This window comes from Pseudomonas caspiana, assembly GCF_002158995.1.
Taxonomy (GTDB): Bacteria; Pseudomonadota; Gammaproteobacteria; order Pseudomonadales; family Pseudomonadaceae; genus Aquipseudomonas; species Aquipseudomonas caspiana.
The window spans coordinates 72,259-95,253 of sequence record NZ_LOHF01000002.1; the positions used below are offsets into that span (position 1 = coordinate 72,259).

25 protein-coding genes are annotated in these 22,995 nt (G+C 56.9%); 1 reads left to right on the plus strand and 24 read right to left on the minus strand.

Annotated features, from left to right (window positions below; all coding sequences use genetic code 11):
• Positions 1–152: 152 nt before the first annotated feature.
• The 19 genes from der to trmJ form a co-directional block, all read right to left on the minus strand.
• A complete protein-coding gene (gene der, locus AUC60_RS02665) occupies positions 153–1,622 on the minus strand; it encodes a ribosome biogenesis GTPase Der (protein WP_087264558.1) in 1,470 nt (489 codons plus the stop codon).
• Between the two features lie 140 nt (positions 1,623–1,762).
• Positions 1,763–2,914, minus strand: coding sequence for an outer membrane protein assembly factor BamB (gene bamB / locus AUC60_RS02670; RefSeq protein ID WP_087264559.1), 1,152 nt, complete (start codon positions 2,912–2,914; stop codon positions 1,763–1,765).
• The gene (locus tag AUC60_RS02675; RefSeq protein ID WP_027902637.1) at positions 2,907–3,548 is read right to left on the minus strand and encodes a YfgM family protein; all 642 of its coding nucleotides are present in this window, start codon (positions 3,546–3,548) and stop codon (positions 2,907–2,909) included. Before AUC60_RS02675 ends, bamB begins: the two co-directional genes overlap by 8 nt.
• A 39-nt stretch (positions 3,549–3,587) precedes the next feature.
• Complete coding sequence (gene hisS, locus AUC60_RS02680; protein WP_087264560.1) at positions 3,588–4,877, minus strand: histidine--tRNA ligase; 1,290 nt, start codon at positions 4,875–4,877, stop codon at positions 3,588–3,590.
• Between the two features lie 22 nt (positions 4,878–4,899).
• A complete protein-coding gene (ispG, locus tag AUC60_RS02685; protein ID WP_087264561.1) occupies positions 4,900–6,009 on the minus strand; it encodes a flavodoxin-dependent (E)-4-hydroxy-3-methylbut-2-enyl-diphosphate synthase in 1,110 nt (369 codons plus the stop codon).
• 3 nt (positions 6,010–6,012) lie between these two features.
• Positions 6,013–7,008, minus strand: coding sequence for a RodZ domain-containing protein (locus tag AUC60_RS02690; RefSeq protein WP_087264562.1), 996 nt, complete (start codon positions 7,006–7,008; stop codon positions 6,013–6,015).
• The gene (gene pilW, locus AUC60_RS02695; RefSeq protein WP_087264563.1) at positions 7,008–7,766 is read right to left on the minus strand and encodes a type IV pilus biogenesis/stability protein PilW; all 759 of its coding nucleotides are present in this window, start codon (positions 7,764–7,766) and stop codon (positions 7,008–7,010) included. Before pilW ends, AUC60_RS02690 begins: the two co-directional genes overlap by 1 nt.
• Before the next feature lie 26 nt (positions 7,767–7,792).
• On the minus strand, positions 7,793–8,941 hold the full coding sequence (rlmN, locus tag AUC60_RS02700) for a dual-specificity RNA methyltransferase RlmN (protein ID WP_087264943.1): 1,149 nt from the start codon (positions 8,939–8,941) through the stop codon (positions 7,793–7,795).
• Positions 8,942–8,971: 30 nt separating this feature from the next.
• On the minus strand, positions 8,972–9,397 hold the full coding sequence (gene ndk / locus AUC60_RS02705; protein WP_002552482.1) for a nucleoside-diphosphate kinase: 426 nt from the start codon (positions 9,395–9,397) through the stop codon (positions 8,972–8,974).
• Between the two features lie 90 nt (positions 9,398–9,487).
• Positions 9,488–9,688, minus strand: coding sequence for a Fe-S cluster assembly protein IscX (iscX, locus tag AUC60_RS02710; protein WP_087264564.1), 201 nt, complete (start codon positions 9,686–9,688; stop codon positions 9,488–9,490).
• A 13-nt stretch (positions 9,689–9,701) separates the two neighbouring features.
• On the minus strand, positions 9,702–10,043 hold the full coding sequence (gene fdx, locus AUC60_RS02715; protein WP_087264565.1) for an ISC system 2Fe-2S type ferredoxin: 342 nt from the start codon (positions 10,041–10,043) through the stop codon (positions 9,702–9,704).
• A gap of 3 nt (positions 10,044–10,046) precedes the next feature.
• Positions 10,047–11,909 (minus strand): Fe-S protein assembly chaperone HscA, encoded by a 1,863-nt coding sequence (gene hscA, locus AUC60_RS02720; RefSeq protein ID WP_087264566.1) that lies wholly within the window; start codon positions 11,907–11,909, stop codon positions 10,047–10,049.
• A gap of 45 nt (positions 11,910–11,954) precedes the next feature.
• Positions 11,955–12,473 carry a co-chaperone HscB gene (gene hscB, locus AUC60_RS02725; protein ID WP_087264567.1) on the minus strand — a complete coding sequence of 173 codons (519 nt, stop codon included), beginning with the start codon at positions 12,471–12,473 and terminating at the stop codon, positions 11,955–11,957.
• An 8-nt stretch (positions 12,474–12,481) separates the two neighbouring features.
• Entirely contained in the window at positions 12,482–12,805 is a 324-nt protein-coding gene (gene iscA, locus AUC60_RS02730; RefSeq protein ID WP_087264568.1) for an iron-sulfur cluster assembly protein IscA, read from the minus strand.
• Between the two features lie 47 nt (positions 12,806–12,852).
• Complete coding sequence (iscU, locus tag AUC60_RS02735; RefSeq protein ID WP_002552476.1) at positions 12,853–13,239, minus strand: Fe-S cluster assembly scaffold IscU; 387 nt, start codon at positions 13,237–13,239, stop codon at positions 12,853–12,855.
• 83 nt (positions 13,240–13,322) lie between these two features.
• The gene (locus tag AUC60_RS02740; protein WP_087264569.1) at positions 13,323–14,537 is read right to left on the minus strand and encodes an IscS subfamily cysteine desulfurase; all 1,215 of its coding nucleotides are present in this window, start codon (positions 14,535–14,537) and stop codon (positions 13,323–13,325) included.
• A gap of 44 nt (positions 14,538–14,581) precedes the next feature.
• On the minus strand, positions 14,582–15,073 hold the full coding sequence (gene iscR, locus AUC60_RS02745; RefSeq protein ID WP_087264570.1) for a Fe-S cluster assembly transcriptional regulator IscR: 492 nt from the start codon (positions 15,071–15,073) through the stop codon (positions 14,582–14,584).
• Positions 15,074–15,231: 158 nt separating this feature from the next.
• Positions 15,232–16,008: a serine O-acetyltransferase gene (gene cysE, locus AUC60_RS02750; RefSeq protein WP_087264571.1), complete on the minus strand. Its 777-nt coding sequence runs from the start codon at positions 16,006–16,008 to the stop codon at positions 15,232–15,234.
• Positions 16,008–16,781: a tRNA (cytosine(32)/uridine(32)-2'-O)-methyltransferase TrmJ gene (gene trmJ, locus AUC60_RS02755; protein ID WP_087264572.1), complete on the minus strand. Its 774-nt coding sequence runs from the start codon at positions 16,779–16,781 to the stop codon at positions 16,008–16,010. The genes cysE and trmJ overlap by 1 nt, the downstream gene beginning before the upstream one ends.
• Before the next feature lie 208 nt (positions 16,782–16,989).
• On the opposite strand from trmJ, the gene suhB reads away from it, so the two are divergent.
• Positions 16,990–17,805, plus strand: coding sequence for a type III secretion system regulator SuhB (gene suhB / locus AUC60_RS02760; protein WP_027899882.1), 816 nt, complete (start codon positions 16,990–16,992; stop codon positions 17,803–17,805).
• 118 nt (positions 17,806–17,923) lie between these two features.
• On the opposite strand, the gene AUC60_RS02765 is transcribed toward suhB, so the two are convergent.
• The 5 genes from AUC60_RS02765 to tgt all read right to left on the minus strand — a co-directional run bounded on the left by AUC60_RS02765 (position 17,924) and on the right by tgt (position 22,993).
• Complete coding sequence (locus tag AUC60_RS02765) at positions 17,924–18,466, minus strand: glycine zipper 2TM domain-containing protein (protein ID WP_027899883.1); 543 nt, start codon at positions 18,464–18,466, stop codon at positions 17,924–17,926.
• Positions 18,467–18,637: 171 nt separating this feature from the next.
• A complete protein-coding gene (gene secF / locus AUC60_RS02770; protein WP_087264573.1) occupies positions 18,638–19,549 on the minus strand; it encodes a protein translocase subunit SecF in 912 nt (303 codons plus the stop codon).
• Between the two features lie 9 nt (positions 19,550–19,558).
• Positions 19,559–21,427, minus strand: coding sequence for a protein translocase subunit SecD (secD, locus tag AUC60_RS02775; RefSeq protein WP_087264574.1), 1,869 nt, complete (start codon positions 21,425–21,427; stop codon positions 19,559–19,561).
• Positions 21,428–21,490: 63 nt separating this feature from the next.
• Positions 21,491–21,826, minus strand: a complete 336-nt coding sequence (gene yajC / locus AUC60_RS02780) for a preprotein translocase subunit YajC (RefSeq protein WP_087264575.1) — start codon at positions 21,824–21,826, stop codon at positions 21,491–21,493.
• A 51-nt stretch (positions 21,827–21,877) separates the two neighbouring features.
• A complete protein-coding gene (tgt, locus tag AUC60_RS02785) occupies positions 21,878–22,993 on the minus strand; it encodes a tRNA guanosine(34) transglycosylase Tgt (protein ID WP_087264944.1) in 1,116 nt (371 codons plus the stop codon).
• Positions 22,994–22,995 lie beyond the last annotated feature (2 nt).

The following is a 22,995-nucleotide window of genomic DNA, read 5'->3' on the forward strand; positions in this document are numbered from 1 at the left end:
TGTCGAGAATGTACCGCCCTCCTCCCGGCTAAAGCCGGTTCTGTGGGAGCAGGGCTTGCCCGCGATACAAGCGACGCGGTTTGAAGCAGACCGCGTCATAGTTCTTCGCGAGCAAGCTCAGCTCCCACATAAGCCCCGCGCAGGCAACGCTATCAGCGCTTGTCTCTGCGCTTCTTGTCGGCTTTCTTGTGGTGCGACATCATTCGACGCTTCTTGTTGACCTGGCGGTCTGTCAGCGTGTTCTTGTTGCCTTCGTACGGGTTCTCGCCGCCTTTGAACTCGATACGGATCGGCGTACCGACCAGTTTGAGCACACGACGGTAGGTGTTTTCCAGATACCGGACATAAGACTTCGGTACTTTCTCAACCTGGTTACCGTGGATCACGATCAGCGGCGGGTTAGCACCACCCAAGTGAGCGTAACGCAGCTTGATACGACGGCTGCCCACCATCGGTGGTGCATGCTCACTGACCGCATCTTCAAGAATCTGAGTCAGACGGCTGGTTGGCCAACGGGTTACCGCGGACTTGAAGGAGTTCTGCACCGATTGGTACAGATTACCCACGCCAGTGCCGTGCAGTGCCGAAATGAAGTGGATGTCGGCAAAGTCGACGAAGAACAATCGACGTTCAAGCTCGGTCTTCACATAGTCGCGCTCGCTCGGCACCATGCCGTCCCATTTGTTCAACGCGATAACCAGCGCACGACCTGCTTCAAGGGCGAAGCCCAGCAGGTTCAAATCGTGGTCTACCACGCCTTCGCGGGCATCCATGACAAAGATCACCACGTTGGCATCTTTGATCGCTTGCAGGGTTTTCACCACCGAGAACTTTTCAACTTCCTCGTGGATCTTGCCGCGCTTACGCACACCGGCGGTGTCGATCAGCGTGTACTTCTCGTCGTTACGCTCAAACGGGATGTAGATACTGTCGCGGGTGGTGCCTGGCTCGTCATAAACGATAACCCGGTCTTCACCCAGCATGCGGTTGACCAGTGTCGACTTGCCGACGTTTGGACGACCGATGATGGCGATCTTGATACCGTCTTTTTCGCTAGGACCAGGAATGCGCTTGGCTTCCTCGCCTTCTGCAACAACCTCGGCTTCGCCTTCTTCCTCTTCCCCTTCGTCTTTCGGGAATTGGCTGAGGGCAATTTCCAGCATCTGGCTGATACCGCGACCATGAGCACCGGCTACAGGAATGGCATCCCCCATACCCAATGGCGCGAACTCGGCACGAGCCAGCTCAGGGTCGATGTTGTCGACCTTGTTGGCAACGACGTATGAGCGCTTGCCACGTTTGCGCAAGTGCTCGCCGATCATTTGGTCAGCCGCAGTAAAACCGGCCTTCGCATCAACAAGGAACAGCACCACATCAGCTTCTTCGATAGCCAGCAGCGACTGCTCGGCCATCTTTTCATCCATGCCGTGTTCATCACCGGAGATACCACCGGTGTCGATCAAAATGTAGGAGCGCCCTTGCCACTTGGCCTCACCGTATTGGCGATCACGGGTCAGACCGGACAGATCGCCGACGATAGCGTCGCGAGTCCTGGTCAGGCGGTTGAACAAGGTGGACTTGCCGACGTTCGGTCGACCCACCAGGGCGATTACGGGAACCATGCGGCTCTCCACTTCGTTATTTCAGAAAATACAAAAGCCGCTGCAGGGCAGCGGCCGGAGTTCGGAGCAGCACCGCAAAGTGCTGCAAACCCCGCCGGAGCGGGGTCGCCAGAGGCTCAGGCCTCAAGCATAGACAGTCATTACTTGATCGTCAGGGCTTCCAGCTTGCCGCTGTTGCCATAGACGTAAATCATGTCTCCCACTACCAGCGGACGAGCGCGCAGGCCGTCGCTGTCGATACGCTCGCGGCCCACGAAACGACCATCAACCTGGCTCAACAGGTGCAGATAGCCTTCCATGTCGCCAACGGCTACATAGCTGGAGAACACTTCTGGCGAACCCAATTGACGACGGGCCAGCGCTTCGTTGCTCCACAATGCAGAGGACGAACGCTCATCGATACCTTCGACAGTGCCGGAGGCCAGGCTGGCATAAACACTGCCAAAGCCTTGGGCCACACCGGAGTAGCTCGATGCATCGCGCTGCCAGATAACACGGCCGCTTTCCAGTTCCAGACCGGCAACCCGGCCCTGATAGGTAGCGACATACAACGTACCACCGGACAACAGCAGACCGCCGTCGATATCAACGACGCGATCCAGCTCGGAGCGACCTTGAGGAACCGCTACACGCTGCTCCCACACAGGCACACCGTTAGATGTATCCAGTGCAACGACTTTACCGGTCGACAAACCAGCCACTGCCAGGCGATTGGTTACGATCGGCGCACCCGTACCGCGCAAAGTCAGTACTGCAGGTGTGCTTTCGTAAATCCAGCGCTGATTACCGGTCGCCGCATCCAGGCCGACAATACGGTCATCCTGGGTCTGGACCACAACCACGTCACCATTGGTGGCAGGCGGGGCCAGCACTTCACTGGTCACACGCGAACGCCATTTTTCTTCGCCTGTGCTGGCATCCAGCGCAACGACTTCGCCCTTCAGGGTGCCAACCATCAGCATGCCGTAACCAACGCCAACGGCACCGGAAACACGCAGCTCAAGGTCTTTTTCCCAAATAACCTTACCGTCCATGCGGTCCATTGCGACGATGAAACCTTCGACATCGCTGGCGTAGATACGGTCGCCATCAATGGCCGGAACCAGGATGTTGTAGGTTTCGCCCTGCCCCTCACCGATGGAGCGGCTCCACTGCTTCTGCAGCACGACTTCTTCTTTGAAGTCGGTCAGCTCGGCCGGTGGCAATTCCTTTTTGCTGTTGCTGCTGCAACCCGCGGCCAAAATGGCCAGAGCCAGCAATGCTGCATGTTTCCAACGGATCACGTCACGCATCCCCTTTGGCCAAGTCGTCGAGCTTCATTTGTAAGCCACCTACGGCCGCTTCTTCAGACAGCGCGGATTTGGCTTTTTGGTATGCAGCATGTGCCTCGTCGGTGCGGCCGAGCTGCACCAGCAGGTCGCCCTTGAGTTCTTCACGGCTGGCCAGGAATGCTTTTTCAGCATCGCCGTCAAGCAGCTTCAGCGCGTCGTCAGCCTTGTTCTGTGCAGCCAGTACGCGAGCCAGACGCTGACGAGCGATTTCACCCAGCGTATCGCTGGCCGGCTTGTCGGTGACCAGCTTCAACTCGGCGACAGCGTCGTCAAGCTTGCCATTATCGACAGCCACTTTGGCCACGAACAGACTGCCGTACTGGGCATAAGCAGAACCACCGAACTCGCTTTTCAGCTTGTTGGCGATATCAGCAACACGGGCCGTGTCAGCCTGACCGCTTGGCGTGAGGGCTGTTTCCAGCAATTGCTGGTAGAGCGCCGAAGCACCTTGCGACTGATTGCTTTCGTATCTGGTCCAGGCCTGCCAGCCAAGCACCACTACCAACGCCAGCAAACCACCCGTCACCAGGGGTTTACCATTGCGCTGCCACCAGTCCTTCATTGCCGCCAGTTCATCATCTTCAGTACCTGACACCCCAATACTCCTATTCGCTAAAACGGCTGTAAATCAGCTTCAACCCTGCACGACGCAGGAGGCCAGGTGCTCGGACAGAGCATCCCAGGCAATATTTTGTTGTTCACCCTGACCACGCAGGGGTTTAACGCCGATGATCTGCTGCGCCAGTTCCTCTTCCCCGAGGATCAACGCGAACAGGGCACCACTCTTGTCGGCTTTCTTGAACTGGCTTTTGAAACTGCCAGCCCCGGCATTCACCTGCAAGCGCAGGTTCGGCAGCTCGTCACGGACGCGCTCGGTCAGCGCCAACGCAGCCAGTTCAGCAGCTTCGCCAAACGCACACAGGTACACGTCAACCTGACGGGAAATTTCTTCCGGGATCTGCTCGAGTGTTTCAAGCAGCAGCACCAGACGCTCGATACCCATGGCAAAACCAACACCAGTGGTTGGCTTGCCACCCATCTGTTCGACCAGACCGTCGTAACGACCGCCCGCGCAGACTGTACCCTGAGCGCCCAATTGATCGGTCACCCACTCGAAAACGGTCTTGCTGTAGTAGTCCAGGCCACGAACCAGCTTGGGATTGATCACATACGGAATACCCGCAGCATCCAGACGCGCCTTGAGGCCTTCGAAGTGGATGCGGGATTCGTCGTCCAGATAATCCGCCAGTTTCGGTGCATCAACCAGCAGCGCCTGAGTCTCAGGGTTCTTGGTATCCAGTACCCGCAGCGGATTGGTCTTCAAGCGACGCTGGCTGTCTTCGTCCAGTTCGCTGAGGCGAGCCGAAAGGAACTCGACCAGCGCATCGCGATAACGCGCACGCGCCTCGCTGGTGCCCAGGCTGTTGAGTTCGAGCTTCACCGCGTTGCGAATACCCAGCAAGCCCCACAGACGCCAGGTCAGCACGATCAGCTCTGCGTCGATGTCCGGACCGTCCAGGTTGAAGACCTCGACGCCGATCTGGTGAAACTGACGATAACGGCCTTTCTGCGGGCGCTCATGGCGGAACATCGGGCCGATGTACCACAATTTCTGAACCTGACCGCCACCGGTAATGCCGTGTTCAAGCACTGCGCGCACGCAGGCTGCAGTGCCTTCAGGACGCAGGGTCAGGGAATCACCGTTGCGATCTGCAAAGGTATACATCTCTTTTTCGACGATATCGGTTACTTCACCGATGGAGCGCTTGAAAAGATCAGTGAATTCCACGATAGGCATGCGAATCTGCCGGTAACCGTAGTTATCCAGCAAACGCGAGACAGTGCCTTCGAAATGACGCCACAGCGGGGTCTGATCGGGCAGGATGTCGTTCATGCCACGAATGGCTTGCAGAGACTTACTCACAAAAAATCCTTAGCAATTCTGGTTAGCCGCGCGCGATCAGGGCTGCGTCAGCTTCGACCTTTTCGGCCGCTTTCTGGCGGATCAAGCGTTCCAGCTCATCCACCAGATTGTCATTGGTCAGTTTTTGCGCTGGCTTGCCGTCGATATAGATCAGGTTCGGCGTGCCGCCAGTCAGACCAACGTGAGCCTCTTTGGCTTCACCCGGTCCATTGACCACACAACCGATAACCGCAACATCCAGTGGCACCAGCAAATCCTCAAGCCGCCCTTCCAGCTCGTTCATGGTCTTGACCACATCGAAGTTCTGCCGCGAGCAACTCGGGCAGGCAATGAAGTTGATCCCACGAGAACGAAGGCGCAGCGATTTAAGGATGTCGTAACCGACTTTCACCTCTTCAACCGGGTCAGCGGCCAGCGAGATGCGGATAGTATCGCCAATTCCCTCGGCGAGCAGCATACCTAGGCCAACGGCTGATTTCACTGTGCCAGAACGCAATCCGCCCGCTTCAGTGATACCGAGGTGCAGCGGCTGGACAATTTCCTTGGCCAACAAGCGATAAGCTTCAACGGCCATGAACACATCGGAGGCTTTAACACTGACCTTGAAGTCCTGGAAATTCAAACGCTCAAGGTGTTCAACATGGCGTAACGCGGACTCAACCAGTGCTGCCGGGGTTGGTTCGCCGTATTTCTTTTGCAGGTCTTTTTCCAGCGAACCGGCGTTAACGCCGATACGGATGGGGATACCGCGATCACGAGCGGCATCGACTACAGCCCGCACGCGATCTTCACGACCGATGTTGCCCGGGTTGATACGCAGGCAGTCAACGCCCAGCTCGGCAACGCGCAAGGCAATCCTGTAGTCGAAGTGAATGTCGGCAACCAGCGGCACCTTGACCAACTGTTTGATGCGGCCAAAGGCTTCAGCTGCATCCATGTCCGGGACTGAAACCCGGACAATGTCCACGCCTGCCGCTTCAAGGCGGTTGATTTGCGCAACAGTGGCTGCAACATCGTTGGTGTCGCTATTGGTCATGCTCTGCACCGCGATGGGGGCATCGCCACCCACAGGAACAGAACCGACCCAGATTTTGCGGGATTCGCGACGCTTGATCGGAGATTCACCGTGCATAGTTTATTGCCCCAGCTTCAGGCGAGCGGTAGCGCCGCTGGTGAACGGAGCTACATCGACAGGCATGCCGTTGTAGCTGACCTGAGCACCGGCTGCAGCCCCCAGACGTACGTTGAGCGGCGGCTTGCCACTCACATCCAGGCTATCGCCTTTGTGTTTGATGCCCATGTACAAAACTTTACCGGTGCTGTCAGTAACCTGCGTCCAGCAATCGGCAGTAAACGAGATGCTCACCTGACCCGCACCGGCAACAGCTGCCTCAGGTGCAGTGGCGAGTGCAGATTGTGCAGGCGCAACAGCGGGGGCTGACGGGGCAGTTGCAGGCGCACTGTTCATCGGCGCAGTCGCCGTTGAGCTGGCAGGTGGGGTGGTCGACGACGGAGCCGCTGGGGCCTGAACCGGGGCCTGAGCAGGCGTAGATGCCGCTGGCGTCGCAGGGTTCAGGGCCAGTGGCGCAGAGTCCGTGGTTTGCGCTTCGACGACGGCCTGATCTTCGGGCTCGTCCAACGGGTGAATCTGGGTCGTTCCGTCAGCACTCTCGACTTCAACGTGCTCAAGGCTCAGACCTGAATCCTTGCCACGCAAGGAAGTCTGATCCTGCCACCAGAAGAAGCCACCGCCGACCAGAACAATCAGCAACAGCAGGCTGACGATTCGCAGAATATTGTGAGAAAGGCGTACAGGCTCTTCGATACGACCCAAGGCATGTACCGAGCTACCCGCGCTGTCTGTACCGGTGTACTGATCGAATTGAGTGACCAGTGCTGCCTGATCCAGCTCCAGAACCTTGGCGTACGCACGAACATAACCGCGAGCGAAGGTATGGCCCGGCAGTTTGTCAAATTGACCCGCTTCCAGGTTACTTAACGAAGTTACGGTGAGGTTCAGCCTCAGCGCGACGTCTGGCAGCGACCAGTTTTTACTCTCACGGGCCTGACGCAAGGTTTCGCCAGGGTTGACGCGAGTGGCTGCTACGACTTCGGGATGCACCGCTTTCATCATTGCTCCGACAGGTATTGCTGATATTCCGGCGTACCGGGATAGAGTCTTTTGAGTTGCAGGCCAAAACTGGCTGCCTTGTTACGATCTTCGTAGATTTTTGCCAACCGTATACCAAGCAATAGACTACGTGCATTTTGCTCGCTGAGTTGGCTAAACCGGTCGTAATAATCACGCGAGGGCACATAATGCCTGTCTTCGTAAGACAACTCAGCCATTTCCAGCAATGCACGAGGCAACTGACGGTCCATGCGCAAGGCTTTGGTGAAGTGCTCAGCGGCAACTTCGCGGTTACCAAGCATCACCGCAGTCATCCCGAGATTTTCAAAAACCCGCGAGCGCTCAGGATAGAGGTTATCAGCGGCGGCCTGTTCAAAACGCTCATAAGCTTCCTTGTAGCGCTTCTGCTCGTAAAGAAAGCTGCCGTAGTTGTTGAGGATGCGAGCGTCGCGGGGACTGGAAGACAGGGCTTTTCTAAAGTGCTGATCGGCCAGCTCGGGTTCCATTTCCACTTGGAACACCAACGCCAACGCGGCATTGGCATCTGCATCGGAACTGTCCAGCTCAAGCGCTTTTTTCAACGGGACCTTGGCGCGTTCGCTCTGGCCTTGCTGCAAATAGCCAATACCCAATTGAACATAGGCCTGGCGCGCCGCGTCTCGACCTTTGCTGGTACTCATGGGATCGACGTTGCCCGTGGTGACGCAACCAGCCAGCGCGGTCAGAAAGCAGAGCAGCAGAGCGGCACGCACGGACATTGAGGATCTCTCGGCCAGGTTCGCGATCAGGTTCGAGTCGCGGCGCTTTGAGCCACACTCGCCTCGCTACTCAATTCACGTACAGCAATGTAACGTTCACTGCGGCGAGTACGGTCCATGACCTGCCCGACCAGTTGACCGCAGGCTGCGTCGATATCCTCGCCACGGGTAGTACGCACCGTGACGTTGTATCCAGCCTGATGCAACTGATCCTGGAAGCGACGGATTGCGTTGTTGCTCGGACGCTCGTAACCGGAATGCGGGAACGGGTTGAACGGGATCAGGTTGATCTTGCAAGGCGTGTCCTTGAGCAGCTCGATCATTTCAACCGCGTGCTCGACCTTGTCATTGACGTCCTTGAGCAAGGTGTACTCAATGGTCAACACGCGCTTTTCACCCAGAGTCGCCATGTAGCGACGGCAAGACTCAAGCAGCATTTTCAGCGGGTATTTCTTGTTGATCGGCACCAACTGATTACGCAACGCATCGTTTGGCGCGTGCAGCGACAACGCCAGCGATACGTCGATATGCTCAGCGAGCACGTCAATCATAGGTACCACGCCAGAGGTGGACAGCGTCACCCGACGTTTGGAAATGCCATACCCCAGGTCATCCATCATCAGATGCATGGCGGCAATGACATTATCGAAATTCAGCAGCGGCTCACCCATGCCCATCATCACCACGTTGGTGATGGCACGGTCGACAGTAGCCGGGACGCTGCCAAAGGATTTATTGGCAATCCACACCTGACCGATCACTTCGGCGGCGGTGAGGTTGCTGTTGAAGCCTTGTTTGCCGGTAGAGCAGAAACTGCAATCCAGCGCACAGCCCGCCTGGGACGAAACACACAAGGTGCCGCGTTTACCTTGGGGGATGTAGACGGTTTCGACGCAGCTACCGGACGCCACACGCACCACCCACTTACGGGTGCCATCGCTGGAGATGTCCTCGCTGACGACTTCAGGACCGCGAACTTCAGCGCAGGCCTTGAGCTTTTCGCGCAGGGCCTTGCTGACGTTCGTCATGGCGTCGAAATCATCGACGCCAAAGTGGTGAATCCACTTCATGACCTGACCGGCACGGAAGCGCTTCTCCCCGATAGAATCGAAGAATTTTTCCATTTCCAGCTGGGTCAGACCCAACAGGTTTGTTTTGCCAGTCGTTGCAATCATGAATTCACCCTTCACTCGTTAGTCCAGGACTTAGCGAGCGGTAACCTCTGTAGCTGCGAAGAAGTACGAGATTTCGCGAGCAGCGGCTGCTTCGGAATCGGAGCCGTGAACAGCGTTGGCGTCGATGGAATCAGCGAAGTCAGCACGGATGGTGCCAGCAGCAGCTTCTTTAGGGTTGGTAGCGCCCATCAGCTCACGGTTCAGAGCGATGGCGTTTTCGCCTTCCAGAACCTGAACAACAACAGGACCGGAGATCATGAACGCAACCAGGTCGCCGAAGAAGCCACGAGCGCTGTGCTCAGCGTAGAAACCTTCAGCTTCAGCCTTGGACAGTTGCTTCAGTTTCGAAGCAACGACGCGCAGACCGGCTTTTTCAAAACGAGTGGTGATCTCGCCGATTACGTTTTTAGCAACGGCGTCAGGCTTGATGATGGAGAAAGTACGTTGAACAGCCATGGTGTAACTCCAGAAACGATGATTAAAGCGAAAAATTAAACCCGCGAATTATACGCGGGTTTGAGGTTATTGCCTAACGTGCAAATTGGATCAGCCGATTTCGTCGGCCCAAAGCGTCTGAACCGCTTCGAGCACTTTCTCGCCGACGCGGCCAGAGGTGTCGTCGAAATCAGGCAACTGCTTGATCATCAGTTGCAGCTTGGTGAACCCCACCGAGTAAGGATCGACGCCGGGATGAGTCTCGGCCAGTTCCTCAGCGATTCGTTGTACGTCATTCCAACCGTAACTCATGACAGCTTCTCGATCAGTGCGGCGCTTCAGCCGCATGGTTAAGCGAATACTTCGGAATTTCAACGGTCAGGTCTTCATTTCCGACGATGGCCTGGCAGGACAGACGGGACTGCGGTTCCAGCCCCCACGCCTTGTCCAGCATATCTTCCTCCAGCTCATCCGCTTCATTCAACGAGTCAAAGCCCTCGCGAATAACGCAGTGGCAGGTGGTGCAGGCACAGACACCACCGCAAGCACTCTCGATCTCGATGTGATGCTCATGAGCAATTTCGAGAATAGACGTGCCAGGTTCGACCTCCAGAACCAGCCCTTCCGGGCACAACACGGCATGGGGCAGAAAAATCAGCTGCGGCATCAGTTATTCCTCAATGTCATTCAGATTGCGCCCCGCCAAAGCGGCTTTTACCGTCACGTTCATGCGGCGGGCTGCAAATGCATCGGTCACCTGCGACAGACGCTTGGTCTGCTGCTCGATGGCGGGGCCATCAGTGCCTTGCATCAAGTCACGTAATTCCTGCAACTGGAGATTGATCACCATGCGCTCTTCGGCATCCAGCAGGCGCTCACCATCAGCTTCCAGCGCGCCCTCCACCGCCTCCACAAGGCGCTGAGCGTCAACCTGCTGCTCGCGCAAAACGCGGGCAACCTTGTCGTCACTGGCGTAGGCAAAGGAATCCTTGAGCATTTTGGCAATTTCGCCATCGGTCAGACCATAAGACGGTTTGACCTGAATGCTCGATTCAACGCCCGAGCCAAGCTCGCGGGCAGCCACACTGAGCAGACCGTCAGCGTCTACCTGGAACGTCACACGGATCTTGGCCGCACCCGCCACCATGGCCGGGATGCCGCGCAGCTCGAAGCGAGCCAGCGAGCGACAGTCACTGATCAATTCACGTTCGCCTTGCAACACGTGAATCATCATTGCCGACTGGCCGTCTTTGTAAGTGGTGAACTCTTGCGCACGAGCGACCGGGATGGTGGTGTTACGCGGAATCACCTTCTCCATCAGACCGCCCATGGTTTCCAGCCCCAGCGAGAGCGGAATCACATCGAGCAAGAGCAACTCACCACCGTCGCGCTTGTTGCCAGCCAGGGTATCTGCCTGGATCGCCGCGCCAATGGCGACCACCTGATCCGGGTCGATATCTGTCAAAGGCTGGCGACCGAACAATTCAGCTACAGCGCCACGCACGCGAGGGACACGAGTAGAACCGCCGACCATGACCACCGCCTCGACTTCATCCAGCTCAATGCCGGCATCACGCACGGCACGACGGCAAGATTTGAGGCTGCGCGCGACCATTGGCTCAATCAGCGCTTCGAAAGCTTCACGCGTCAGCGTGCTTTTCCAGTCGCCGTACTCGACATCGACGGAACGCTCACTGGTCAGCGCTTCTTTAGCGTTGCAAGCCGCCTGCAACAAACTGCGCTGAGCAGACGGGTCGATATCGGCAGACAAACCTGCCTCGCTGACAATCCAGCCGGCAATTGCATGGTCAAAGTCATCGCCACCCAGTGCACTATCACCGCCGGTTGCCAATACTTCGAACACGCCACCAGTCAGACGCAAAATCGAGATGTCGAACGTGCCGCCGCCCAAGTCATAAATGGCGACAACGCCTTGCGCGCTCTGATCCAGACCGTAAGCCACGGCCGCAGCGGTTGGCTCATTGAGCAGGCGCAATACGTTTAGGCCCGCTAACTTCGCAGCGTCCTTGGTGGCCTGACGCTGAGAGTCATCGAAATAAGCCGGAACGGTGATCACCGCTCCGACCAGATCACCACCCAGCGCCTGTTCAGCACGCTGACGCAGAACCTTGAGGATATCGGCAGAGACTTCAACCGGGCTTTTCGGCCCTTGAACCGTCTCGATGAACGGCATGTGCGACTCACCGCCAACAAAACGGTAAGGCAGCTGCTCGCCCAATTGCTTGACGTCGGACAGACCACGACCCATCAAGCGTTTGACCGAGAGCACGGTGTTGAACGGATCGGTCGAAGCGGCGGCTTTGGCAGCCTGCCCCACTTCCACACGATCGGCGTGATAGCGCACGGCAGACGGCAGAATGACTTGCCCTTCTGCGTCGGCCAGCGGTTCGGAGAGGCCACTGCGCAGTGCAGCGACCAGCGAATTGGTAGTCCCCAGGTCAATACCAACCGCCAGACGGCGCTGATGAGGTTGAGGACTTTGACCGGGTTCGGCGATCTGCAGTAGAGCCATGCTTTATCAGAATTTCACAGGCGTGCGGCCAGAAGCAGCACGGAGTTAATCGTCGAGGCGCTCTTCAAGCTGGCGCACTTCGTAAGAGAGCTTGTCGAGGAACTGCATACGTCGCATCAGGCGTTCTGCCTGTTCACGTTGCGCAGCATCATCCCAACAGGCAGCGAAGCTTTCGTTCAGTTCGTCCTGAGCAGTCTTGAGGCGACGCTTGAACACCGCGACGCCGGCCAGATCGGCCTCATCCTGCAAGTCCTCAAGCTCTTCACGCCACTGCATCTGCTGCAGCAGGAACTCGGGATCATGCACGGTGACTTCAAGCGGCACTTCGCCGCGCATCGCTAACAGATAACGCGCCCGCTTCGGAGCGCTCTTGAGCGTCTGATAGGCGTCGTTGAGACTGGCGGAGTGTTCAAGCGCCAACCGCTGCTCACGCTCGGAAGCGTCCGCAAAACGGTCGGGATGAACCCCGCGAGCAAGCTCACGGTAGCGCGTCGCCAACTGATCGAGATCGAGGCGAAAGCTCGGCTGAAGCTCGAATAGAGCGAAATGACAAGGAGTACCCACAATAAGCCTCAGACGTTGAAGCTTTCGCCGCAGCCACATTCACCGCGCGAGTTGGGGTTGTTGAACTTGAAGCCTTCGTTCAACCCTTCCTTGACGAAATCCAGCTCAGTGCCATCAAGATAGACCAGGCTTTTCGGATCGATGATCACCTTGACGCCGTGCAATTCGAACACGGAATCTTCGCTTTGCGCCTCATCGACGAACTCAAGCACATAGGCCAGACCTGAACAGCCTGTGGTGCGAACACCCAGACGAACGCCATCACCCTTGCCACGCCCGTCAAGGGAGCGTCGTACGTGATTTGCGGCAGCTTCTGTCATGCTGATAGCCATCGGAACTCCTTATTACTTCACACCAGCTTCTTTAAAAAACGCTGCTATTACAGCAGGCCTTTCTTCTGCTTGTAGTCACGAACCGCCGCTTTGATAGCGTCCTCAGCGAGTACCGAGCAGTGAATTTTCACCGGAGGCAAAGCCAGTTCTTCGGCCAGCTGAGTGTTCTTGATGGTCTCTGCTTCATCCAGAGTCTTGCCCTTCATCCACTCGGTCGCCAAAGAGCTGGAGGCGATAGCCGAACCGCAACCATAAGTCTTGAACTTGGCGTCTTCGATGACACCCTGCTCGTTGACCTTGATTTGCAGACGCATAACGTCGCCGCAAGCAGGAGCGCCGACCATGCCGGTGCCAACATCTGGATCTTCCGCGTTCATCTTGCCGACGTTGCGCGGATTTTCGTAATGGTCAATGACCTTTTCGCTGTAAGCCATGATGCTATTCCTCTATCAGGGAGCCGCTCTGCAAGCCATGCAACAACCGGTTAAACATGGCCTGTCGGTAAGGCGGCTTTAAATTAGTGCGCCGCCCACTCGATCTTGGAAATATCGACGCCGTCTTTGTACATGTCCCAAAGCGGCGAAAGTGCACGCAGCTTGGTGACCGCTTCGCAAACCTTCTGCGCGGCGTAGTCCATTTCTTCTTCGGTGCTGAATCGGCCGAAGGTGAAGCGTATCGAGCTATGCGCCAGTTCGTCGTTACGACCAAGGGCGCGTAGCACGTATGACGGCTCAAGCGACGCCGAGGTGCAGGCAGAACCGGACGAAACCGCCAGATCCTTGAGCGCCATGATCAGCGACTCGCCTTCGACGTAGTTAAAGCTCAGGTTCAGGTTGTGCGGCACGCGAGCAGTCATACTGCCGTTGATGTACAACTCTTCGAGATGCTCGACCTGCTTGAAGAAGCGATCACTCAAGGCTTTGACACGCACGTTTTCTGCGGCCATTTCCTCTTTGGCGATACGGAATGCTTCACCCATGCCGACAATCTGGTGCGTCGCCAAGGTACCGGAACGCATGCCACGCTCGTGACCACCGCCATGCATGGCCGCTTCGAGACGAACACGCGGCTTGCGGCTGACGTACAGCGCACCGATACCTTTAGGGCCGTAAGTCTTGTGTGCGGAGAACGACATCAGGTCAACCTTGAGGCTGGCCAGATCGATCTCGACCTTACCGGTAGACTGCGCAGCATCAACATGGAACAGCACGCCACGGGAGCGAGTCAGCTCACCAATAGCAGCAATGTCGTTGATGGTGCCGATTTCGTTGTTCACGTGCATGATCGAAACCAGAATGGTGTCGTCGCGCAATGCGGCCTCAACCAGTGCAGGAGTAATCAGACCGTCTTCGCCCGGCTCGATGTAGGTGACTTCAAAACCTTCACGCTCAAGCTGACGCGTGGTGTCGAGCACGGCTTTGTGCTCGATCTTGTTGGTAATGATGTGCTTGCCTTTGCTGGCGTAGAAATGCGCAACACCCTTGATAGCCAGGTTGTCGGACTCGGTAGCACCGGAGGTCCAGACGATTTCACGCGGATCGGCATTGACCAGGTCGGCGACCTGACGACGTGCATTTTCGACCGACTCTTCAGCCTTCCAGCCAAACACGTGGGAACGCGATGCCGGGTTACCGAAGTTTCCGTCAGCGGTCAGGCACTCAATCATTTTCTGAGCGACACGCGGATCGACCGGGGTCGTCGCGGAGTAATCAAGGTAAATCGGCAACTTCATTGAATCTCTCCTATCAGGCAGGCGCACCGCTGATTCATCTACGCTCATTCAACGGCGGACGTTTCAATCTTATCCAGGTACTGGGTCTTGGCGCTGGTGCGACGCAGATCCTGGCGCTGGGCAACTTCTTGTACCTCACGGCGAGTGACAAGGTCGGCCAGACTGATACCGCTTAGAAATTCGTGGATCTGCTCACTGAGGTCACACCACAAATGGTGGGTGAGGCAGGTGTCGCCAGCATGGCAATCACCCAGACCCTGGCAGCGTGTCGCATCGACGGACTCGTTGACCGCATCGACAACCTGAGCAACCTTGATGCCCTGCATGTCGCGGGACAACTGGTAACCGCCGCCTGGACCACGAACGCTTGAAACCAGATTGCCACGGCGCAATTTGGCGAACAGTTGCTCAAGGTAGGACAGGGAAATGCCCTGACGCTCGGAAATGTCGGCCAGAGACACTGGCCCGTTCTGCGCGTGTAACGCCAGATCAAGCATGGCAGTTACAGCGTATCGGCCTTTAGTAGTCAGTCGCATGGCGTGTACCGCAGAGGTTCGGAATAGGAGCGAGTATGCTATTCCCGAGTATTTAAGTCAACTATAAGACCTAGCAAAACAGTCGGGATTAAGAGCAAAAGAGCGGCCGCATCATAGCAAACGCTGGGGCGCATGGCACGCCCCAGATTAAAGGCCGGTCAACCGACCTTGCTTTCGCTCTTGTCTTTCACGCAATCAAATACTTCATCGCGCAACTCGGGCAGCTCCTTGGCGCAATAATCACTGCCCAATCCCTTGAGCGCCTCGCACATGCCTTCCAGGCGCCCGTCCACTGCCTGCAAGTGATCCAGCAACTGGCCAATCGCACGCGCGACCGGATCAGGCATGTCTTCGCTGACACCGTAAGCATCGAACCCCAGCTTCTCGGCGATGGCTTTGCGCTTGGCCTCAACGTCATCACTGGATTTGATAATGATGCGACCCGGAATCCCCACCGCTGTAGCTCCGGCAGGTACCGCCTTGGTCACCACCGCGTTGGAGCCGATCTTGGCGCCAGCACCGACGGTAAACGGCCCAAGAACCTTGGCACCCGCCCCCACCACAACGCCATCTTCAAGTGTGGGGTGGCGTTTGCCGGCATTCCAGCTGGTGCCGCCGAGCGTTACGCCTTGATAGAGCGTCACGTCATTACCGATTTCAGCCGTCTCACCGATGACAATGCCCATGCCATGATCAATGAAGAAACGCCGCCCGACTTTGGCACCCGGATGGATTTCGATACCGGTCATCCAGCGACCAAAGTTCGACACTACCCGCGCAGGCCACTTCCAGCCTTTAGTCCACAGAATATGCGCCAGTCGATGCAGCCAGATGGCATGCATGCCGGGGTAGCAGGTCAATACTTCAAAGGAGTTACGGGCAGCAGGATCACGATGAAACACACTTTGAATATCTTCACGCAGACGCTCGAACATCATTGTTCCTTCCGCTTATAAGGTTCACCACGTGCAGCCTTCTGAGTCTCGGTAAGGATGCCGCGCAAAATACTGATCTCCGACCGGTTGACCTCGCTACGCCCGTAAAGACGACGCAGCCGGGCCATCAGGTGGCGAGGCTTTTCCGGATCGAGAAAACCGATTGCCACCAAGGTAGATTCCAGATGGCCATAAAAGCCTTCCATCTCATCCATGGTCGCCAGATCAGCGCTACGCACGGAAGTCACTTCAACCTTCTCAACCTTGGTGGGCTGCCCCTGAGCAGCCAGCCACGACATGCGCACCTCATAGCTGAGGACCTGCACCGCCGCAGCGAGATTCAGCGAGCTGAACTCGGGATCGGATGGGATATGCACGTGGTAATGACATCGCTGCAGCTCTTCATTGGTCAGGCCGGCGTATTCACGACCGAACACCAGCGCCACCTCTGCGCCCTGCCCTGCCTGCTCGGCAGCCATCACGCCGGACTCACGAGGGTCGAGCAGCGGCCACGGAATGCGGCGGTCGCGGGCACTGGTGCCCATGACCAGATTGCATCCCACCAAAGCATCTTCGAGGGTCGCGACGACCTGGGCTTTTTCCAGAATATCGCCAGCGCCTGAAGCACGGGCGTCAGCTTCATGGTGAGGAAAAAACTGCGGATCAACGAGCACCAGGCGCGAAAGCCCCATGTTTTTCATGGCACGAGCAGCCCCACCGATATTACCGGGGTGACTGGTACCGACCAGGACAACACGAATGTTTTGCAGCAAGGCGAGTGCTCACAGATAAGTAGAGGGGGTGAAATCTTACAGAACCGCCGGAGTGAACGCCATGAACGGTTGCGACTGGCTACAGCCAGCCCTGTGAGATCAGGCGAGCGCCGCTCTACATACTCAATACATCCCGTTAACCACTGGAAAATTTCCGGCACAGCCAATACAATGTTCGGCTTTCTTTAACGACCTAGGTGAAACGTCCATGCAGCCCATGCTGAATATCGCGCTGCGCGCCGCCCGCAGCGCCAGCGAATTGATCTTCCGCTCCATCGAGCGCCTGGATACCATCAAGGTCGATGAAAAAGGTGCGAAGGATTACGTCAGCGAAATCGATCGCGCTGCCGAGCAACTGATCATTACCGCACTGCGCAAGGCCTACCCGACTCACGGCATCCTTGGTGAAGAAACCGGCATGCACGAAGGCAGCGGCGAAGGCGCTGACTACCTTTGGATCATCGACCCACTGGACGGCACCACCAACTTCGTTCGCGGCATCCCGCACTTCGCCGTCAGCATCGCCTGCAAACACAAAGGCCGTCTGGCTCACGCAGTGGTGCTGGACCCGGTTCGCCAGGAAGAATTCACCGCGAGCGCTGGCAATGGCGCGCAACTCAACGGTCGCCGCATGCGCGTCAGCCCGCGCACCAGCCTTGACGGCGCCCTGCTCGGCACCGGCTTCCCGTTCCGCGACGATCAGATGGACAACCTGGAAAACTACCTGGGCATGTTCCGCAGCCTGGTAGGCCAGACTGCAGGCATCCGCCGCGCTGGCGCCGCAAGTCTGGACCTGGCTTATGTGGCTGCCGGCCGCTTCGACGCATTCTGGGAATCAGGCCTGTCCGAGTGGGACATGGCTGCAGGCGCACTGCTGATTCAAGAAGCAGGCGGCCTGGTCAGCGACTTCACAGGCGGTCACGACTTCCTGGAGAAAGGCCACATCGTTGCCGGCAACACCAAGTGCTTCAAAGCTGTTCTGACCTCCATCGCACCGCACCTGCCAGCCACGATGAAGCGTTAAGATTCAGCGCCATAAAAAACCGGCCAAGCGCCGGTTTTTTTGTGCCTGTAACTTTTAAGCCATGCAGAAAAAGAAAAAGCACCCGAAGGTGCTTTTTCTGATCAACACAGACTCAAGCTTATTGCTGGTTTTGACCCAGAATCAGCTGACCTTCCTTGTTGACTGGAATCTGACCGCCCGGATCACGATCCATCCGCACCTGACCCACCTTGTCATTCAGCTTGTACTTCACGTCATAACCCACGACCTTGTCGCTGATGTCATTAACCGTGTTGCAGCGAGTTTCGGTGGTGGTGTAAGTGTCGCGATTCTGCATGCCTTCCTGAACTTTGTTGCCGGCATAGCCGCCGCCAACAGCACCCGCTACGGTGGCGATCTTCTTGCCGTTGCCGCCGCCTACCTGGTTACCCAGCAGACCACCTGCAACAGCACCGATCACGCTACCTACAATCTGGTGCTCATCCTTGACCGGAGCACGCTTGGTTACGGTTACATCTTTGCAAACTTCACGCGGCGTTTTTATTTGCTGTTTAACCGGCTCGACTGCCAGTACATCCGCATATTCCGGGCCGCTTTTAACGAGGCTGTAGGTGGCAACAGCACCGCCAGCCGTAACAACGGCAGCGCCCAGCACAGCACCAACAAGCAACGATTTGTTCACGTGAACCTCCTGACCATCTCAAACGTAGACTTTGCTACGCAGCACTTGGGATCGTTGCCGCTCCAGTGCGAATCTCGGCAATCCACGAACCCAAGCCTTGGAGCACAAAAAAGGGCATGAGTTCAAAACTCATGCCCTTTTGGCATCACATCCAGAAGAAAAAAGCGGCGATCAGGGTAGATCGTCAGCCTTCTCAACGGCTACAGGAGGGATAAGATCTTCCGTGGTCAGGTTCAGCCAGATCAGCACCACGTTCGCGATGTAGATGGAGGAGTAAGTACCCGCCACAACACCTACGAACAGCGCGATGGAGAAGCCTTCGAGGTTATCACCACCGAATACCCACAAAGCAGCAATTGCCAGCAAGGTCGAAACCGACGTTGCCACAGTACGCAGCAGCGTCTGGGTAGTGGAGATGTTGATGTTCTCGATCAGCGATGCCTTGCGCAGCAAACGGAAGTTTTCCCGCACGCGGTCAAATACAACGATGGTGTCGTTCAGCGAGTAGCCAATGATGGCCAGAACTGCCGCCAGCACCGTCAGGTCGAAGGTGATCTGGAAGAACGACAGAATACCCATGGTCACGACCACGTCGTGAATCAGGGAAATGATCGCACCCACCGCGAACTTCCACTGGAAGCGGAATGCCAGGTAGATCAGAACACCGCCCAGCGCCAGCAGCATGCCCAGACCACCCTGGTCGCGCAGTTCTTCACCCACTTGCGGACCGACGAACTCGACACGCTTCACGGTAGCCGGGTTGTCGCCGCCCGCTTTACGCAGAGCATCGGCAACCTGGGAACCCAGTTGCGGATCTTCGCCGGGCATACGCACCAGCAGATCGGTGGTGGCGCCGAAGTTCTGCACCACCGCGTCGTGATAACCAGAGCTGACCAGCTCCTCACGAACCTTGCCCAGATCGGCAGGACGTTCGTAAGTCAGCTCGATCAGCGTACCGCCGGTGAAGTCCAGACCATAATTGAGGCCCTTATGGAACCAGCTGAACAACGCCAGAACGGTAAGGAGCATCGTGACGGCGAACGCAACATTGCGCACGCCCATGAAGTTAATGGTACGTAACATGGCAGCCCCTTAAATCCACAACTTCTTGAAGTCACGCCCGCCATAGATCAGGTTGACCATTGCGCGGGTCACCATGATGGCCGTGAACATCGAGGTAAAGATCCCGAGCGACATGGTCACTGCAAAGCCCTTCACCGGGCCGGTGCCCATCGCGAAGAGAATGCCGCCGACCAGCAGCGTCGTCAGGTTGGCGTCGAGGATCGCAGTATAAGCGCGGTCGAAACCTTCATGGATCGCACGCTGAATAGTCATGCCATTAGCGATTTCTTCACGTATCCGCGAGAAGATCAGCACGTTGGCGTCCACCGCCATACCCATCGTCAAGACGATACCGGCAATACCCGGCAAGGTCAGGGTCGCACTCAACAGCGACATCAAGGCCAACAGCATGACCATGTTCAGCGCCAGAGCGACTGTCGCGATCAAACCGAAGAAGCGATAGATCGCCATGATGAACAGCGAAACGAACAGCATGCCCCACAGAGAAGCATCGATACCTTTGGTGATGTTGTCAGCACCCAGGCTCGGACCGATTGTGCGCTCTTCAGCGAAGTACATCGGAGCAGCCAGACCACCGGCACGCAGCAACAGCGCCAGCTCGGAAGATTCACCCTGACCATTCAGGCCGGTAATCCGGAACTGAGCGCCCAGTGGCGACTGAATGGTCGCCAGGCTGATGATTTTCTTCTCTTCCTTGAAAGTCTGAACCGGCACGTCTTTCTCGACACCGCCCACGACTTGCTTGGTGTAAGTCGTCGTCGGCTTCTGCTCGATGAAGATCACCGCCATGCTGCGACCCACATTGCTGCGGGTCGCGCGGCTCATCAATTCGCCACCGTGACCGTCCAGCGTGATGTTCACCTGTGGACGACCATGTTCGTCAAAGCTGGCCTTGGCGTCAGTCACCTGATCACCGGTGATGATCAGACCACGCTCAACCGGCGCTGCCGGACGACCGCCTTCGCGGAACTCGAACATTTCGGTAGTGGCTTTGGAATCATCAGGGCCTGCACCCAGACGGAATTCCAGGTTGGCGGTCTTGCCCAGAATACGCTTGGCTTCAGCGGTATCCTGCACGCCCGGCAACTCAACCACGATGCGGTTGGCGCCCTGACGCTGAACCAGAGGCTCAGCAACACCCAGCTCGTTGACCCGGTTACGCACCGTGGTCAAGTTCTGCTTGATGGAGTAATCGCGGATTTCGTTGATCTTGGCCGGTGTCATCGCCAGACGCAGAACAGGAATACCGTTCAGCTCAGCCGGAGTGATTTCGAAATCGGTGAAATTCTTGCGAACCAGATTGCGGGCTTCTTCACGGGCAGCGTCATCGCTGAAACCCAGTTGAATTGCGCCACCCAGTTGCGGCAGGCTGCGATAACGCACCTTTTCCTTGCGCAACAGGCTTTTGACTTCGCCTTCATAAACTTTAAGACGCGCATCCAGGGCCTTGTCCATGTCAACTTCCAACAGGAAGTGCACACCACCGGACAAGTCCAGACCCATCTTCATCGGAGTTGCGCCCACATTGCGCAACCAGTTCGGAGTAGTCGGGGCCAGGTTCAGTGCAACGACATAGTCATCACCCAAAGCCTTGCGCACAACATCCTTGGCTGGCAGTTGGTCTTCCTGCTTGCTCAGACGCAACAAACCGCCTTTGCCATTCTCGGCCAGCGAAGAGGCCTTGACCGCGATTCCGGAATCAACAAGCGCTTTGCTCGCACGCTCCAGATCAGCCTGACCCACCTGCAACGCAGTGCTTGCGCCGCTGATCTGGATCGCTGGATCGTCAGGATAGAGATTGGGTGCGGAATAAATAAAACCGATCACCAGCACCGCCAGGATCAGTACGTATTTCCACAGAGGGTATTTGTTCAGCATCACGCCGCCCGCTTATAACGCGGGGCGCCTTGCGCGCCCCGTCGATTGGTAAAAGTCTGAATCTTAGATCGCTTTCAGGGTGCCCTTTGGCAGCGTGGCAGCAATAGCGCCCTTCTGCATTTTCAGCTCAACAGTGTCGGAAACTTCGATAACCACGAAATCATCGGTCACTTTAGTGATCTTGCCAGCGATACCGCCGGTGGTAACCACTTCGTCACCCTTCTGCAAGTTGCTCAGCAGGCTCTTCTGCTCTTTGGCGCGCTTGGCTTGTGGACGCCAGATCATCAGATAGAAGATGACCAGGAAGCCGACCAGGAAGATCCATTCAAAACCGCCACCCATAGGGCTAGCAGCAGGTGCAGCAGCGTCCGCGAAAGCGGGAGAGATGAAAAAGCTCATTTAGCACTCCAGTTGCATAATTAAGTAAAAAGCAGAAAAACTTGTTTTGACTCAGTCCATCGGCGGCGTTGGAATCCCGCGCTTGGCATAGAAGGCATCGACAAAGGCGGCCAATGTACCTTGTTGAATAGCCTCGCGCAAACCAGCCATAAGGCGCTGGTAATGCCGCAAATTGTGGATCGTATTAAGCATGCTTCCCAGCATTTCGCCGCACTTGTCCAGGTGATGCAGATAAGCGCGCGAGAAGTTCTGACAGGTGTAGCAATCGCAGGTCGGATCCAGTGGCGAATCATCATGACGATGGAACGCGTTACGGATCTTCAATACACCTGTATCGATGAACAAATGACCGTTGCGGGCATTGCGGGTCGGCATCACGCAATCGAACATGTCGATTCCGCGGCGCACACCCTCAACCAGATCTTCAGGCTTGCCTACCCCCATAAGGTAACGAGGTTTTTCAGGAGGCATCAGGCCAGGCAGATAATCCAGCACCTTGATCATCTCGTGCTTGGGCTCGCCTACCGACAGACCGCCGATGGCCAGGCCATCGAAGCCAATCTGATCCAGACCTTCCAGCGAGCGCTTGCGCAGACTTTCATGCATGCCGCCCTGGACGATACCGAACAGTGCCGCCGTGCTTTCACCGTGCGCGACTTTCGAACGCTTGGCCCAGCGCAGCGACAACTCCATGGATACACGGGCGACATCTTCGTCAGCCGGGTAAGGGGTGCATTCGTCGAAGATCATCACGATGTCCGAGCCCAGATCACGCTGAACCTGCATCGACTCTTCCGGGCCCATGAACACCTTGGCGCCATCCACCGGAGAGGCGAAGGTCACGCCCTCCTCCTTGATCTTGCGCATCGCACCCAGGCTGAACACCTGAAAACCGCCGGAGTCGGTCAGGATCGGGCCATTCCACTTCATGAAATCATGCAGATCGCCGTGAGCCTTGATGACCTCGGTGCCCGGACGCAGCCACAGGTGGAAGGTGTTGCCCAGAATGATCTGCGCACCCGTGGCCTCGATATCACGCGGCAGCATGCCCTTGACCGTACCGTAAGTGCCCACCGGCATGAACGCCGGGGTTTCCACCACGCCCCGCGGGAAGGTCAAACGACCACGACGCGCCTTGCCGTCAGTGGCCAACAACTCGAAAGACATAC

What these genes read in the sequence shown, in the direction of transcription:
- der (WP_087264558.1), bottom strand. Translation starts at nt 1,622, where the DNA reads ATGGTTCCCGTAATCGCCCTGGTGGGTCGACCGAACGTCGGCAAGTCC.
- bamB (WP_087264559.1), bottom strand. Translation starts at nt 2,914, where the DNA reads ATGCGTGACGTGATCCGTTGGAAACATGCAGCATTGCTGGCTCTGGCC.
- ispG (WP_087264561.1), bottom strand. Translation starts at nt 6,009, where the DNA reads ATGCACGGTGAATCTCCGATCAAGCGTCGCGAATCCCGCAAAATCTGG.
- AUC60_RS02690 (WP_087264562.1), bottom strand. Translation starts at nt 7,008, where the DNA reads ATGAAAGCGGTGCATCCCGAAGTCGTAGCAGCCACTCGCGTCAACCCT.
- pilW (WP_087264563.1), bottom strand. Translation starts at nt 7,766, where the DNA reads ATGTCCGTGCGTGCCGCTCTGCTGCTCTGCTTTCTGACCGCGCTGGCT.
- rlmN (WP_087264943.1), bottom strand. Translation starts at nt 8,941, where the DNA reads ATGATTGCAACGACTGGCAAAACAAACCTGTTGGGTCTGACCCAGCTG.
- ndk (WP_002552482.1), bottom strand. Translation starts at nt 9,397, where the DNA reads ATGGCTGTTCAACGTACTTTCTCCATCATCAAGCCTGACGCCGTTGCT.
- iscX (WP_087264564.1), bottom strand. Translation starts at nt 9,688, where the DNA reads ATGAGTTACGGTTGGAATGACGTACAACGAATCGCTGAGGAACTGGCC.
- fdx (WP_087264565.1), bottom strand. Translation starts at nt 10,043, where the DNA reads ATGCCGCAGCTGATTTTTCTGCCCCATGCCGTGTTGTGCCCGGAAGGG.
- hscA (WP_087264566.1), bottom strand. Translation starts at nt 11,909, where the DNA reads ATGGCTCTACTGCAGATCGCCGAACCCGGTCAAAGTCCTCAACCTCAT.
- iscA (WP_087264568.1), bottom strand. Translation starts at nt 12,805, where the DNA reads ATGGCTATCAGCATGACAGAAGCTGCCGCAAATCACGTACGACGCTCC.
- iscU (WP_002552476.1), bottom strand. Translation starts at nt 13,239, where the DNA reads ATGGCTTACAGCGAAAAGGTCATTGACCATTACGAAAATCCGCGCAAC.
- AUC60_RS02740 (WP_087264569.1), bottom strand. Translation starts at nt 14,537, where the DNA reads ATGAAGTTGCCGATTTACCTTGATTACTCCGCGACGACCCCGGTCGAT.
- iscR (WP_087264570.1), bottom strand. Translation starts at nt 15,073, where the DNA reads ATGCGACTGACTACTAAAGGCCGATACGCTGTAACTGCCATGCTTGAT.
- cysE (WP_087264571.1), bottom strand. Translation starts at nt 16,008, where the DNA reads ATGTTCGAGCGTCTGCGTGAAGATATTCAAAGTGTGTTTCATCGTGAT.
- suhB (WP_027899882.1), top strand. Translation starts at nt 16,990, where the DNA reads ATGCAGCCCATGCTGAATATCGCGCTGCGCGCCGCCCGCAGCGCCAGC.
- secF (WP_087264573.1), bottom strand. Translation starts at nt 19,549, where the DNA reads ATGTTACGTACCATTAACTTCATGGGCGTGCGCAATGTTGCGTTCGCC.
- secD (WP_087264574.1), bottom strand. Translation starts at nt 21,427, where the DNA reads ATGCTGAACAAATACCCTCTGTGGAAATACGTACTGATCCTGGCGGTG.
- yajC (WP_087264575.1), bottom strand. Translation starts at nt 21,826, where the DNA reads ATGAGCTTTTTCATCTCTCCCGCTTTCGCGGACGCTGCTGCACCTGCT.
- tgt (WP_087264944.1), bottom strand. Translation starts at nt 22,993, where the DNA reads ATGTCTTTCGAGTTGTTGGCCACTGACGGCAAGGCGCGTCGTGGTCGT.